The 14221-nt window shown below is 30.9% G+C and carries 15 protein-coding genes; 2 read left to right on the forward strand and 13 right to left on the reverse strand.

Annotation, left to right across the window (positions count from 1 at the left end; translation table 11 throughout):
• Positions 1–297 precede the first annotated feature (297 nt).
• The 8 genes from H0I23_RS07460 to H0I23_RS07495 form a co-directional block, all read right to left on the reverse strand.
• The gene (locus H0I23_RS07460; protein ID WP_216785830.1) at positions 298–1065 is read right to left on the reverse strand and encodes a LytTR family DNA-binding domain-containing protein; all 768 of its coding nucleotides are present in this window, start codon (positions 1063–1065) and stop codon (positions 298–300) included.
• Positions 1066–1100: 35 nt separating this feature from the next.
• Complete coding sequence (gene menA, locus H0I23_RS07465; RefSeq protein ID WP_216785831.1) at positions 1101–2009, reverse strand: 1,4-dihydroxy-2-naphthoate octaprenyltransferase; 909 nt, start codon at positions 2007–2009, stop codon at positions 1101–1103.
• A gap of 1 nt (position 2010) precedes the next feature.
• On the reverse strand, positions 2011–2607 hold the full coding sequence (locus tag H0I23_RS07470) for an SPOR domain-containing protein (protein ID WP_216785832.1): 597 nt from the start codon (positions 2605–2607) through the stop codon (positions 2011–2013).
• A 176-nt stretch (positions 2608–2783) separates the two neighbouring features.
• On the reverse strand, positions 2784–3614 hold the full coding sequence (locus H0I23_RS07475) for a S1 RNA-binding domain-containing protein (RefSeq protein ID WP_216785833.1): 831 nt from the start codon (positions 3612–3614) through the stop codon (positions 2784–2786).
• Positions 3615–3733: 119 nt separating this feature from the next.
• Entirely contained in the window at positions 3734–4078 is a 345-nt protein-coding gene (locus H0I23_RS07480) for a DUF2853 family protein (RefSeq protein ID WP_216785834.1), read from the reverse strand.
• 39 nt (positions 4079–4117) lie between these two features.
• Entirely contained in the window at positions 4118–5872 is a 1755-nt protein-coding gene (gene menD, locus H0I23_RS07485) for a 2-succinyl-5-enolpyruvyl-6-hydroxy-3-cyclohexene-1-carboxylic-acid synthase (RefSeq protein ID WP_216785835.1), read from the reverse strand.
• Positions 5873–5897: 25 nt separating this feature from the next.
• Complete coding sequence (locus H0I23_RS07490; RefSeq protein WP_216785836.1) at positions 5898–7001, reverse strand: chorismate-binding protein; 1104 nt, start codon at positions 6999–7001, stop codon at positions 5898–5900.
• 1 nt (position 7002) lies between these two features.
• On the reverse strand, positions 7003–7425 hold the full coding sequence (locus H0I23_RS07495) for a PaaI family thioesterase (RefSeq protein ID WP_216785837.1): 423 nt from the start codon (positions 7423–7425) through the stop codon (positions 7003–7005).
• Positions 7426–7536: 111 nt separating this feature from the next.
• Between H0I23_RS07495 and H0I23_RS07500 the strand changes: the two genes are divergently transcribed.
• Together H0I23_RS07500 and H0I23_RS07505 are read left to right on the forward strand one after the other, a co-directional pair.
• Positions 7537–8181 carry an alpha/beta hydrolase gene (locus H0I23_RS07500; RefSeq protein ID WP_216785838.1) on the forward strand — a complete coding sequence of 215 codons (645 nt, stop codon included), beginning with the start codon at positions 7537–7539 and terminating at the stop codon, positions 8179–8181.
• A 1-nt stretch (position 8182) separates the two neighbouring features.
• The gene (locus H0I23_RS07505; protein ID WP_216785839.1) at positions 8183–8737 is read left to right on the forward strand and encodes a GNAT family N-acetyltransferase; all 555 of its coding nucleotides are present in this window, start codon (positions 8183–8185) and stop codon (positions 8735–8737) included.
• On the opposite strand, the gene H0I23_RS16780 is transcribed toward H0I23_RS07505, so the two are convergent.
• The 5 genes from H0I23_RS16780 to H0I23_RS07530 all read right to left on the reverse strand — a co-directional run bounded on the left by H0I23_RS16780 (position 8730) and on the right by H0I23_RS07530 (position 14019).
• Positions 8730–8963, reverse strand: a complete 234-nt coding sequence (locus tag H0I23_RS16780) for a hypothetical protein (RefSeq protein WP_254073667.1) — start codon at positions 8961–8963, stop codon at positions 8730–8732. The two genes, H0I23_RS07505 and H0I23_RS16780, sit on opposite strands and share 8 nt — an antisense overlap.
• Positions 8964–9180: 217 nt before the next feature.
• A complete protein-coding gene (locus H0I23_RS07515) occupies positions 9181–10125 on the reverse strand; it encodes a hypothetical protein (RefSeq protein WP_216785840.1) in 945 nt (314 codons plus the stop codon).
• A gap of 138 nt (positions 10126–10263) precedes the next feature.
• A complete protein-coding gene (dnaK, locus tag H0I23_RS07520; RefSeq protein ID WP_216785841.1) occupies positions 10264–12168 on the reverse strand; it encodes a molecular chaperone DnaK in 1905 nt (634 codons plus the stop codon).
• Positions 12169–12388: 220 nt separating this feature from the next.
• On the reverse strand, positions 12389–13654 hold the full coding sequence (locus H0I23_RS07525; protein ID WP_216785845.1) for a Y-family DNA polymerase: 1266 nt from the start codon (positions 13652–13654) through the stop codon (positions 12389–12391).
• Positions 13651–14019 (reverse strand): S24 family peptidase, encoded by a 369-nt coding sequence (locus tag H0I23_RS07530; protein ID WP_216785846.1) that lies wholly within the window; start codon positions 14017–14019, stop codon positions 13651–13653. Before H0I23_RS07530 ends, H0I23_RS07525 begins: the two co-directional genes overlap by 4 nt.
• Between the last annotated feature and the right edge of the window lie 202 nt (positions 14020–14221).

Consider the following 14221-nt stretch of genomic DNA (forward strand, 5'->3'; position numbering starts at 1 on the left):
ATTACAAATACCTGTGAGAAATACAATATGTATTTACTCCAAAAAAAAAGACCAAGCAGATTTCTGCTTGGTCTAGTATAAGTATTTTAATGAAAATGATAAGATTTGGGATCTTTTATATAATCATACTTCAAATGTAAGTCGATGTCTCGTTTATTCTTTTTTTTTGTTGTGTAACTCTAATATATTGTTGTAAACTAATCATGTTTTCAAAGACCTTGTATTTCATCGATAATAAAAAATAAAAAAGGCTGATTAATTACTTAACCAGCCCTTCTTAAAAATATTTAATTTTGTTTATGAATTCATTGCAGAAATAATAAACTCTTTAAATTCCTTTGATATAGGAATTAAATTATTATTTATTAAAATATCTTTAGAATTTATAGCTTCAATATGATCAACATTTACAATGTATGATTTATGTGCTCTATAAAATTTTTGAGAAGGTAACTTCTCTAAGTAGTCTTTTAATGGTGAACGTACTAAAAACTTTTTATCAACAGTATTAACTTCTAAATAAACATTATCTGCTTTTATAAAGTGTATATCTTCAAACTGAATTCTGTAATATAAATGCTGTTTTTTAACAAAAATAGAATCCTTTAAAACAGAATTAGACATTACTTTGTTAGACTCTGTTGGAGCATTAGAAGCTGAGTTTTTATCTGAAGACCCTTTTTCATTGTAATTAAAACTTGACAATGCAATTTCTATAGATGTATATAGGTCTTGTTGTTCGAAAGGTTTTACTAAATAACCATTAGGTTTAACTGTTTTTGCATTCTCAACAGTAGCTCTATCTGAGTTTGAAGTAACAAATATGAAAGGTATATTATAATTTTCTCTAATATGTTTACCTAAATCTATTCCTGTTTTATCTGATGCTAAAATAATATCAATTAAAACTAAATCTACTTGTTTTGTTTTCAGTACTTCTACTGCTTGTTCATAAACAATTACATTGTCTACAATCTCATAGCCTATTTCCTCCAACATGGATTGCATATCATCAGCAATGATGACATTATCTTCAACTATAAGAATTTTGATGGGCTGTTCCAAATTTTGGCTAATTTATTAATTTGTGTAATTCAAATCTACGAAAAAATATTAATACTAATATAATATAGAATAGCTATAAAAAACGTACTTAAGGCAAGTTTCTTAAGCTCAGGGTCTAATAAAACTGGATTTTTATTTTTTCTAACTTTCAATGCATGAATAGTTACAGGTATAAAGACGATTAAATATAGAAAATTTTTCCAAGAAGAAAAATTTATTAACCCGAACATTAGCATGCAAAAAAATGAAATTATCAAAAGAGAGTAATGATAAATCTTACCTTTTTCAAAACCCATTTTAACTACAACTGTATTTTTACCTGCTTTTTTATCTGAGATACAATCTCGAAGATTATTTAAATTTAAAACGCCTGTACTTAGCAAACCTATTGCTATGGCAGGTAAAATAGCCTCAAACGTCAAAAACTTGGTGAATAAATACATTGCCCCTAAGACACCTAGTAAACCAAAAAAAACAAATACGAATACATCACCTAAACCTCTATACCCATAAGCAGAAGCACCTACTGTATATTTTATCGAGGCCCAAATACTTACTAGTGCTAAAATAAAAAATACTAAAATTAGTAAAAGGTTATTGCTACCAAAAGCAACATATAGAAGTACAATGGCTAATAAAATACTAATTATCGCAGAAATGATAATGCCCTTTTTTAGCTCTTTGCGTGTTAAAATTCCGCTTTGTAGAGCTCTTTTTGGCCCTATTCTATCGTTATTATCGGTTCCTTTAACACCGTCTCCATAATCGTTTGCAAAATTTGAGGTAACCTGAAAGCCTATAGTTGTTAATAGTGCTAATATAAAGACAGGTAAGTTGCTGTAACCATAATAATCTGCTAATGCAGTACCTGTAATTATTCCTGAAATAGATAATGGTAAAGTACGCAGTCGCGCAGCGTTAATCCAAGCTTTAAATTTCGTCAATCTAGTATGGGTCTTCTATTTTTACTCTTTTCCCGTCTTGATAAGAAGCTACAAAAGCATCTTCAAAACCCATTTTTATTAATTGAAACCTAAAAGACCTAGCTTCATCAATAGTTTCAAAATTCCCTAAAGAATAGGTGTAAAATGGATTTGTTTTAACAAACACTGTATTTGCTAACGCTTCTGAACTGAGTGTTATGTTATTATCTACAAAAGATTGTATTTGAACTGAGTAGATTTTTTCTTTTTCTAAAAATTCTTTAGCTAGGTAAAATTCTTTTACATTACTAAGCTCTTCATTTTTAAGTTTAAGGTTATCAATTCTTGATTTGATTACATCTAAACTATCTATAGATACTAAAAGGTTATTTGTATTAGATGTTTCATTACTTCTCATGCCTGCAGAAAAAGAATATAAAGCCAAAGCGCCTAAAACAAAAAAAGTTGTAATACCTGCAAAAATATTCTTCTGTATTTTATAACTCTTAATTTCTTTATTCTTGTATTTTACTTGATCTAAAAGTCTCTCATTTAATATTTGAGCTTTGTCTATATCTTTATGTAAATCTAGTAAATCACTTTCTTCTATAAATGGCATATTCTAATTGATGTTAGGGGAACTATAACATTTTTATATTTGATTAATATTATCTCACGTGATAAAAAAATCAACCTAATAGTAAAAATATATAAATTTTAAATAAAACAAGACAATATTTAATTTATTTATCTGATTATCAAAATAATATAGCTCAAATTCCTATTTTCTTAAAATTACACTAAATAAATTCCGTCTGGTTTAATTGTAATTTTTCTATCTCTGTATAGAGTTCCAATACTCTTTTTAAATATTTTCTTACTCATTTGTAGTTTAGCGCTAATTTCTTCTGGCGAAGATTTATCATGCAAACCTAAATAACCACCTTCTTTTTGTAGTATTTTATAAATAGTATTAGCTGCTGGTTCTACACTTTCATAACCAATTGCCTGTAAGCTAATATCTATTTTATTATCAGGTCTAATATGTTTTATAAAACCTTTTAAATTATCACCAACAGCCATTCTTTTAAAAACTTCGTTCGTATAAACTAAACCTTTGTGTTTGTCGTTAATTATTACGTCCCAACCTAAATCACTTTGTCGAGTAACAATTAAATCTACCTCATCATTTACCTCAACAGTTAACTCTTCGTTATCTAAAAACTTATCTAGTTTATTTGAACCTACAAGTCTAAACGATTTTTCATCTAAATAACAATAAACAACATACCATTGTCCTTCTTGCATTCTAATTCTTTGCTCTCTAAAAGGGACTAGTAAATGCTTTTCTAAACCCCAATCTAAAAAGGCGCCAACATTATTAACCTCAACTACTTTTAATAACTGAAATTTATTACGAATAACATATGGAGTTAACGATGTTACAACAGGTCGTTCTTCAAAATCTAAATAACAAAAAACAGTAAGCTTATCGCCTATTTCATAAATTTCTGGCACGTACTTATTTGGTAATAAAACATCATTACCTTCTTCATCACCCAAAAAAAGACCTACACTAGTATCTCTTAAAATTTCTAGTGTATTATAATTCCCTAACTCTATCATACTGCAAAAATACGTTTTATAAGTAAATTTTTAATAAAACTGCTTAACGAACTATGTTTTATTATTAACGCAAAAAGCCGCTTCAAAAAATGAAACGGCTTTTATTATTTAAAAAAATATTATTTGTTGTAAACAGATTCTTTTTTATAATGCTTAGCTAGCATATAATAAACAACTGCTCTATGCTTGTTTTTGTTTGAAGAACCATATTTTTCAAGAACGCTTTTAATAGCTGGCATCATGTCATCACTTTCTGGCATGCCTAACTTTTTCATTAAAAAGTTCTTTTTTACTGTTTCTAATTCTTTATCGTCACTACCTGATACTTTAGATGCATCTGCATTGTATATTGCTGGACCAAGACCTATGGCAACTTTAGTTAAAAATTCCATATCTGGAGTTTCTCCTAATTTTTCTTTAATATCTGCTGCGTACTTTACTATTAAATCGTCTCTTTTGCTCATAATCGTTAGTGTTCTTTAAATTTTATATTAATGTGATGTCTAAGATATAAAATCAAAATAACTAAGCAAAATTTTATTATTCAATAGTCTAGGTGTTTTAATTTCGAGCAACTTAGCTTTTTTACTTGCTTTATAAAACTCATTTAAAGAATTCTTTAAATCGTTTTCTTCTGAAACAGAATTGTATTCTAAGTTGTATAAATTACAAATTGCTTCTAATTTTAGATCATGAGTCGTCTCAAAAAAAGTTTCAAAATTATAGGTTTCTTCTTGGCCTGGTAATATTCTAAAAATACCACCTCCATCGTTATTAATAACGATAACTCTAAAATCAGATCTTAAATGTTTATTCCAAAGTCCATTACTATCATATAAAAAACTTAAATCGCCCGTAATAAGTAATGTTGGTGTTTTATTATAAATTGATGCACCTACTGCTGTAGATGTAGACCCATCTATACCGCTTGTTCCTCTATTACAAAAAACTGTAATTGAAGCGTCTATTTCAAACAATTGCGCATACCTAACGGTAGAGCTATTTGCTAAATGCAATTGGTAGTTTTCAGGAATAGACTTTGCTACATTTGAAAAAGCTAACATATCAGAAAAAGGAATTTCTTTTACATATTCTGCTCTTTTTGTTTCATAATGATTTTTAACTTTTGACCAATACGCATAATAATCACTAGCTACATTAGTATGATTTGCAAATAGCGACGACAAAAAAATATGCTCTGATGTTTTAAAATGATGCGTTAAAGAGAAAAAAGTATCGTATGCCTTTTTATTGTTTACGTGCCAATGGTGCTGTGGCTTGTATGTACGTAAAAAACTTTTTATTTTTTTTGAAACAATTAAGCCTCCAAAAGTCAATACAATATCTGGTTGTAACTGTTTAAATAATTTTTCTTTCTTGGTAGATTTTTCAATAGGTGCAATTAGGCTATCTATACTATTAAAAAAATTAAGGTGATGCAAGTTTGATGTTGTTTCCGTAAGTACAATAACAGAAGGGTCATTCGCTAAAATTTCAAGATATTTCTGTGGTATTGTATTTGGGTAATTTACACCTACCAAAACTAATTTACGTTTTGCTTTGCCCCATAACGCAATGTATTCTTCTAAATCATCTAAATCGTCTGAATCTTGCGAAGTTGGGTCAACCGTAGGTTGATTAAAAGGTTCTGTTGTTATATTATACAAAGGCTCTTCAAAAGGTACATTTACATGTACTGGAGACATGCTGTTTAATGCTACCGAAAAGGCTCTTTTTAATTGCTCTCCATTATGGTTTTCCACTACTGTTTGTTGCTCTTCAATATCAATAGAGTTATCAATTAAACCTTTACCCTCTTTTATTATGGTATTTGTAGCATGACTAACATCTAACATTAAATTTGCCGAATATCCAATATGCCTATGAAAAACATGATCTTGTCGTATGGTCTGCCCATCGCCAATATCAATCTTATAAGGTGGTCTGTCGGCCGATATTACAAACAATGGTATATCACTATAAAAAGCTTCTGATATTGCAGGGTAATAGTTTAATAACGCACTACCTGATGTACAAACTACTGCTACAGGTTTCTGTTGCTGCTGCGCCATACCTAATGCAAAAAAAGCAGCGCAGCGTTCATCTACAATACTGTAACAATTAAAATAATCGTCTTCTGTAAAACTTATCGTTAATGGTGCGTTTCTTGAACCTGGAGAGATTACAATGTTTTTAACACCATACATTTTGCAGTAATAAACAACGCTTTGCGCTGAAGGTATCGTAGAATAGTTCACGCTATTTTATTTTTTATATAAATGCTTATGAGCTTAAAACTTTAAGCATTGTATCACTTTTTGCAACAGTCTCTTCCCATTCTTTAATTGGATCTGACTCTTTTGTTATTCCGCCACCTACGTAAATTGATGCTGCAGTATTTTTTAACTGCATACATCTTAAATTTACATATAAAGCATTGGTATTCTTAATCGCTTTATATACTTGGTTTTCTCTATTTTTTCGATTGTTAGATCGTAGGCTTTCCTCTTTAAAATTTAGCTCACCCAAAAAACCTGTATAATATGCTCTGTCGTAATTCTCATGCTCTAAAATAAAAGCTTTAGTCGTATTCTTCGGCAAACCACAAACCGCTGGTGTTGGGTGTAGTGCATGAATCACATTCTTAATAACAGCATTTTTTAATTTACCCGAAACTGAAGTTCGTAAATGCAATAAATTACCTGCCCTAACTGATTCTGTTTCTGATATTTTTAAACCCTCTACTTCATCTGCTAAAGCCTCTACAATATACTGTGTTACTAATTCTTGCTCTTTTAATTCTTTATTCCCCCATACAGGAGTATCATCTCCTGTATATTTTTGAGTACCTGCAAGCGACATTGTTTTTAGTTGCTTACGCTCTATTTGCAATAATATTTCAGGAGTTGCACCTAACCAAGTACCTACTTTAGGGTGATACCATAAATAACAAAATGCATTTGAATAGGTTGACAATAAATCTTTAAACAGTTCAACAGCAGTTTTTTGTGTCTCAACATCTATCTTTCTCGATAAAACTACTTTTTGAAACTCATTATTTTCTATGCTTTTAATCCCTCTTTTAATAAGGTTGATATGAAGTTCCTTATCAGTATTAGCTGTTACTATTCTGTTTTGATTGTTTGATTTAGATTCTGATTCAAAAATAGCTTCTACTCTATCATCTATAAGTGTTAATATCGTTTCTTGTTCTGCATTAAACGGAGCAAATACAAAACCACTCTCTGAATAGTCTTTTATAAAATGTAAGGCATCGCTATTTTGAAATACACCAATTACCTTTATTTCTTTTGGTTTTCGGTATAGTACAAATGGCTTAGCAGTCTCTAAGCTATTTTCTGCTTTTTGTATTAAATCAGTGAACATATTACTTTTTAGGTAATGCTATAGTTGTCAGTTTACAGATTGATATCAAATTATCATTTGCATCTGTAATTTTAATATCCCAAAGTTGTGTAGTTCTTCCTTTATGCAATATAATAGCTTTTGCATATACAAAACCATCACTAATACTCTTTACATGGTTTGCCGATATTTCAATACCACGAACCGTAACTTCTTGTGCATTTAAAAAAATAAATGATGCTGCACTCCCTACACTTTCGGCTAAAGCAACCATTGCCCCACCATGTAAAACACCGTCTGGTTGATAAACTTTTGATGTAACAGGCATTTTACCTACTAGATAATTTTCTCCTACGTCTACATATGTAATATCTAAAGTCTCCATTAACGTACCCTTACAGGTTTCGTTACAAATAGTTAGAATCTTCTCTTTAAAATCGTCCATAATCTAGTTTTATGTAAAATTAAGGATTCCTAATACAACAAAAGGTACGATATAGGTTCGAAATTGAATATTCTTACTAAATTTCAAGCTTGTTAGCTTTAAAAAATTAAAATGAATACTACTGAAAAGAAAGTAACTTATCAAACTACAAATACTTACGAGACTTTAAACGCTTATACTGAAAAAACAAAAAATATTTGGCTTGTTTTTCATGGTATTGGCTACTTAAGTCGTTTTTTCTTAAAGTATTTTAAAGAATTAAATACTGATGAAAATTATATTATTGCTCCTCAAGCCCCTTCTAAATACTATTTAAACAACAAGTATGTACATGTTGGTGCTAGCTGGTTGACTAAAGAAAATACCCCTTTAGAAAATGAAAACCTCATCACATATATTGATAGAGTTTTAGATGCTGAACAACTACCTAAAAATTGTAATCTTATTATTTTTGGTTTTTCGCAAGGTGTATCTATAGCTACTCGGTATGTAGCACACAAACAACTAAAATGTAAACAATTGGTATTATATGCTGGAGGAATACCGAATGAGCTAAAACATAGCGACTTTAATTTTTTAGAACAAAACAATACCTCTGTAAAAGTAATTATTGGTGATCAAGATGAGTATTTAAATGACGAACGCATGAAAACAGAAACCGAAAAAATTAAAACTCTTTTTAATTCTAAAGCCGAAGTAATTACTTTTGAAGGCGGCCATGTTGTTAAAAAAGAAATCATCAATCAACTTGTTTAAAATGATTACAGAAATTCCTATTCTTGAAAATGATATTGTTCGTTTAACAGCACTAACTATAGCTAATTATAAAGAACTTATCGCTATAGCATCACAAAAAAAACTAGTACAATACTCGCCTACCGATATTGAAACACCTGCCTCTTTAAAAGCATATGTGGAAACCGCTATACAACAGTTTGATGCTAAGACTAGTATTCCTTTTATTGTTTTTGATAAAAGATTACAAACGTATGCGGGTGTCACTCGGTTTATGAATATAGATTGGAAAAACAAAGTAATGCACATTGGCTCTACGTGGATAGGAAGAGAGTTTCAAGGTAATGGCCTTAATACGCAAATGAAGCATTTAATGCTCAATTATGCTTTTAATGAATTAGTCTTTGAAAAAATTGAATTTAGGATAGATGAACGTAACATACAATCAAGAAAAGCTGTAGAAAAATTAGGTTGTACTCTTGAGGGTGTTTTAAGACAAAATGTATATTTACTAGATGGTTTTAAGAGAAATACTTGTTGTTATGGTCTTTTAAAAGATGAATGGAGTCTTAAATAAACTTGAGTTCACTAACCTCTTTCGTTGTCATTTTTCGACCCTCCTCAAAACCGAGATAATCATCATCTCCATATTTTTCAGACCAGAAACCATCTAAAATAGTATCATTAATAAACCTATAAATCACTACGCCTTTAAAAGTTTTAGGCCTATCTCTTAACTCTCCCTCATAGGCGAAATTAACAACTAAGGTATCGTCTTTAAAAAAGCCTTTTCCGGTTTGCACTTGCTCTCCACCAATAGTCCAAATGGCATCTACACGATATTCGCTCGTAACAATTAATTGCAGATACCCTGTGTAACCAGATTGTTCTTTATCTTGGTTATAGCCTATAATTTGATATATTCCTTCTAATGTTTTGATAGGTTTTCTGTTTTGTTCTATAAAAAGATTGTTGAAGCTATAATCCAGAATGAATTAAACACCATGAAATAATAGCAACCTACTCCTCTACTACAGGAGCTGTTTCGTAATACGTAATTTTACGTGTAATATAAGTATTGTCTGGTGTTATAATCTGCTTAATCCAATTACCAGTTTCACCATTATCATATTGGTAAATAAAGTTTTTTAAGCGTTCGCTATTGGCTCTTTTTGTTTTTAAAGAGATTAGCATACCAAGCTCGTTGTATTTATATATCTTAAGCTCTTTTGATACAAATGATTTAGCTACCGTATCGTACACGAATTTATTTTCTGAAAGCAACTTACCCTCAGTCGTAAAAACCTCTTCTAAAGCCTTATCGAGCTTACCTTCTAAATACTCTTTAGTGAGTTTAACTTTTCGTACTGTATTCAATTTTGATTTAAGTTCTGATTCTCGTACTGATTTTTTCAACTCTTCATCTAAAATGTAGGTAGTAGTAGTTTCTCCGTCTAATTTTTTATAATCAACTACTGTGCTTTCTATGCCTGCGTCGTTATTTCTTTTAATAGCTGTTAGTTGATTATCTTCATTATATGTATACTCATACTGATCTAAAAATTCTTTATTATAGGAAAGTATTTTTTCTGTAATTTTTATTCCGCTATCTATACTATCTAAGGTATAAATATTAGCTATAGATGTATTTTTATCAAAAAGACCATCTCTATAGTTTTCTACTCGCTTCTGACTAATTTCTCCGTTAATAAATTTATAATATGTTACATCATAATCAGAGTCGCTATAACGTGTAATTAGCTTTGTTAATAAGCCATCTTTATTAAAATAAAATTCTTCTTTACCATAATCTGTTGTTACCAAACAGGTTTTAACATCGCCTATTAAATCAAAATCTGCCGTAGTAAAAATTTTGGCTTTTTGCGCGAAAGAAGAAAAACCTAAACACAAAAAAACTGGCAACATTATAATCCGCAACATTTTAAAATAGTAAAATTTTATCATAATACAAATTTAGTAGGATTTCTAGCAATTGAAAATAAAATCTTACAAATAAAAAAAGGGTATCCAAATTATGGATACCCTTTTTAATATAAAGTGTTTTTCAAAGTATACTAACTTCCATTAGCATAAGCGAATTGCTTATTTTACTTCTTCGAAATCTACGTCTTCAACGTTATCACCTTCTGCTGAATCTGCACCTGCAGCAGCATCTGGTCCTGGAGCAGCTCCACCTTGTGCATCAGCTTGCGCTTTGTACATTTCTTCAGAGGCAACTTTCCAAGCTTCGTTAATTTTATCTAAAGCTGGAGTAATTACAGCGATGTCTTTTAACTCGTATGCTGCTTTTAATTCAACTAAAGCTTCTTCTACTGGCTTTTTCTTATCATCAGATAATTTATCACCAAATTCAGCTAATTGCTTTTCTGTTTGGAAAATCATTCCATCAGCTTCGTTTAATTTATCAGCAGTTTCTTTTAATTTCTTATCAGATTCTGCATTAGCTTCAGCTTCAGCTTTCATTTTCTTGATTTCTTCTTCTGTTAAACCTGAAGAAGCTTCAATTCTAATGTCTTGCGTTTTGTTAGTAGCTTTATCTGTTGCTGATACTTTAATAATACCGTTAGCATCAATATCGAAAGTTACTTCAATTTGAGGAACTCCTCTTTGTGCTGGTGGAATACCATCTAAATGGAAACGTCCGATATTTTTGTTATCAGCTGCCATTGGTCTCTCTCCCTGTAATACATGGATTTCAACTGAAGGCTGATTATCTGCTGCTGTAGAGAATACTTGAGATTTCTTTGTAGGAATCGTAGTGTTCGCTTCAATCAACTTAGTCATTACACCACCCATAGTTTCAATACCTAAAGATAATGGAGTAACATCTAATAATAATACATCTTTAACATCACCAGTTAATACACCACCTTGTATTGCAGCACCTACCGCTACAACCTCATCAGGGTTAACACCTTTTGATGGTTTTTTACCGAAGAATTTCTCAACAGCTTCAACAACAGCAGGGATTCTTGTAGAACCACCAACTAAGATAATTTCATCAATATCACTCTTAGATAAACCTGCATTTTTTAATGCTGTAGCACATGGTTCGATAGTTCTTTTTACTAAATCATCAATCAATTGATTGAATTTAGCTAAAGTAAGTGTACGAACTAAATGCTTAGGTCCGCTAGCAGTTGCTGTTACGTATGGTAAGTTAATTTCTGTTGATGCAGAAGAAGATAATTCAATTTTAGCTTTTTCAGCAGCTTCACGTAAACGTTGTAAAGCCATTGCATCATCACGTAAATCAATACTTTCTTCACCTTTAAACTCATCAGCTAACCAATCAATAATTTTTTGATCAACGTCATCACCACCTAAGTGAGTATCACCGTCTGTTGCTAATACTTCAAATACTCCATCACCTAATTCAAGGATAGAAACATCATGCGTACCACCACCAAAATCAAAAACAACTATTTTTTGATCTGTATCTTTCTTATCCATACCGTAAGCTAACGATGCAGCTGTTGGTTCGTTAATGATACGCTCTACTGTTAAACCAGCAATTTCACCAGCTTCTTTTGTAGCTTGTCTTTGCGCATCGTTAAAGTATGCAGGAACAGTAATTACCGCTCTTGATACTGATTGTCCTAAATAGTCTTCAGCTGTTTTCTTCATTTTCTGAAGAATCATTGCTGAAAGTTCTTGTGGAGAATATAAACGACCATCGATATCTACTCTTGGCGTGTCATTATCACCTTTAACTACATTATAAGGTACTCTTTTAGCTTCTGTGCTAGATTCTGAAAATTTGTTACCCATAAAACGTTTAATTGAATAAATCGTTTTTGTAGGGTTTGTAACTGCTTGTCTTTTTGCAGGGTCACCAACTTTAATCTCTCCTCCTTCTACGAAAGCAATAACAGATGGTGTTGTTCTTTTACCTTCTGCATTAGGTATTACCACTGCTTCATTACCTTCCATTACAGAAACGCAAGAGTTTGTAGTTCCTAAATCAATTCCTATAATTTTACTCATTTTATTTTAGTTTAATTATTAGTGCATTTTTTTATCATTATACCAAAAGACAAACAATATGCCAAGACATAAAAACTGACATCATGTCATTTTTAATCTCTAATACTAAAATTGAAGAGGACTAACTTGCCATAGCTGACACCTTTATAGTCATAGTTATAACGGAAACACCTATTTATGACATCTTTTTAAAACAGAGTAACTACTTTTTTTGCTATACTTATCCTTTTATATGCAACATTTCATTCCATTGTGTTGTATATCGAGGGCTACGTTCTTCTTTTATCAGCTCCCATTCTTTAATTCGGGTGCCAACTAATGCCGAAGACACTTTTGATTTTCCGAATTTAATATTCAAATCATCTACCACCTTTGTTAATGCACTTTTTGATGCTGTTGGAGTTTCAAATAAATTGCCCTGCACATACTCTTCAGGTATAATACCTAACAAATTTACACCTACCTTTTTATATCTATAGCCTGATTTGTATATTTGATATAATGCCTTTTTAGCTTCTTTAATTAAAACAAACGTATCGTTTGTTGGTAATGACAATTGTACGGTAATACTATTCGAGTATTGTTTATCCCGATTGCTATGGTAATTAGTCGTTAAAAAAATATTTAACGTACTGGCACAAGAACCTTGTGCACGTAACACTTCTGTCACTTCTCCTATATAATAAGAGCACGCTTCTTCTATAATATCTAAATTCTCTAATTTTTTTCCGAAAGATTTTGCTGTTCCAATCGCTTTTTTCTTTTTAGGCTCAATACAAAATTCCATGGCAGGTTCTCCATTTAACTCACGCCATATACGCTCGCCCACTACTGTCATTTCTTTTCGCACCCATGCCAAAGGCAATTTAGTAAAATCGTAAGCTGTAGCAACACCTGTTCTCATAATTCGCTCACTATGCTTACGCCCTATTCCCCAAACATCTTTTACCCCACACCATTTTAAAGCTTCTATCCTTTCTGACTCTGTGTTAATAATACAAACATGGTTTTTACTTTCTATTTTCTTTGACATTTTATTTGCCAATTTCGACAACACTTTTGTTTTTGCAATACCGACACCTACCGGCAAACCAGTGTACTTAAAAATAGCATCCTTTATTTGATGCCCATAATTTTCAAGTTCTTTTTCATTAATATGACCTAAATCAACAAAAGACTCATCAATACTATAAATTTCTACACTTGGCGAAAAGGTTTTTAAAATATTGATTACACGTTGCGACATTTCGCCATACAAGGTGTAATTCGAAGAAAAAAAAACTACATTATTCGCGAGTAATTGTTTTTTAATTTTAAAAACAGGCTCAAACATAGGTATGTTAGTAAGTGCTTTAGCTTCTTTATTTGCCGCAATAATACAACCATCGTTATTGCTTAGTACTACTACTGGCCTACCTGCTAAATCTGGTCTAAAAACCAATTCACACGATGCATAAAAACTATTACAATCTACCAAAGCTATCATTTACATGCATGTATTACATAGGTAATTACTCCCCATAATTGAAACTCTTCTCTTTCAGCTTTTGGTGGAATTCGAATTACTTTAAACTCTCCTTCCATTACAACCATGGCTAAATTATTTTCCTTCGGATAAAAAGAGCGATCTATAATTAAAACATCATTTTTATGTATATTAAAATCAATAAGCTCATCACTATCTATCCGAACATAAAAAGTAGCGTCGCTATTGGTAATTAATTCTTGTTCTAAACATATAGAAGGTTCTAAATAATGTGTTGCAGGACTAGGAAAACCTGTCTGCTCAGATACTTCAGGAGTGTATCTTTTTTCTACTCTTTTTATTTTACCATGAGAAAACAATTCCATGAAACAAAAATATGGATATATTCCTAATTAATGGATTAAATCCTTATAATAAATAAATTTAGAAACAACGAAAAAAGGCAAGACTTACTTCATCTATCTAACTATCTGGTAACTAAAATTTTATTTAATACGGTATCAAATAGTATTAGATAAGAAATGGTATTAATTTTGATAAACTAAACAAAACGACTCGTATTAATCA

The organism is Cellulophaga sp. HaHaR_3_176, from assembly GCF_019021925.1.
In the GTDB taxonomy this organism is placed as follows: domain Bacteria; phylum Bacteroidota; class Bacteroidia; order Flavobacteriales; family Flavobacteriaceae; genus Cellulophaga.

Coding starts and splice junctions, on each gene's coding strand:
- H0I23_RS07480 (WP_216785834.1), bottom strand. CDS start 4,078: ATGAGCAAAAGAGACGATTTAATAGTAAAGTACGCAGCAGATATTAAA.
- H0I23_RS07515 (WP_216785840.1), bottom strand. CDS start 10,125: ATGATAAAATTTTACTATTTTAAAATGTTGCGGATTATAATGTTGCCA.
- H0I23_RS07505 (WP_216785839.1), top strand. CDS start 8,183: ATGATTACAGAAATTCCTATTCTTGAAAATGATATTGTTCGTTTAACA.
- H0I23_RS07490 (WP_216785836.1), bottom strand. CDS start 7,001: ATGTTCACTGATTTAATACAAAAAGCAGAAAATAGCTTAGAGACTGCT.
- H0I23_RS07500 (WP_216785838.1), top strand. CDS start 7,537: ATGAATACTACTGAAAAGAAAGTAACTTATCAAACTACAAATACTTAC.
- dnaK (WP_216785841.1), bottom strand. CDS start 12,168: ATGAGTAAAATTATAGGAATTGATTTAGGAACTACAAACTCTTGCGTT.
- H0I23_RS07475 (WP_216785833.1), bottom strand. CDS start 3,614: ATGATAGAGTTAGGGAATTATAATACACTAGAAATTTTAAGAGATACT.
- H0I23_RS07525 (WP_216785845.1), bottom strand. CDS start 13,654: ATGATAGCTTTGGTAGATTGTAATAGTTTTTATGCATCGTGTGAATTG.
- H0I23_RS07530 (WP_216785846.1), bottom strand. CDS start 14,019: ATGGAATTGTTTTCTCATGGTAAAATAAAAAGAGTAGAAAAAAGATAC.
- H0I23_RS07495 (WP_216785837.1), bottom strand. CDS start 7,425: ATGGACGATTTTAAAGAGAAGATTCTAACTATTTGTAACGAAACCTGT.
- H0I23_RS07470 (WP_216785832.1), bottom strand. CDS start 2,607: ATGCCATTTATAGAAGAAAGTGATTTACTAGATTTACATAAAGATATA.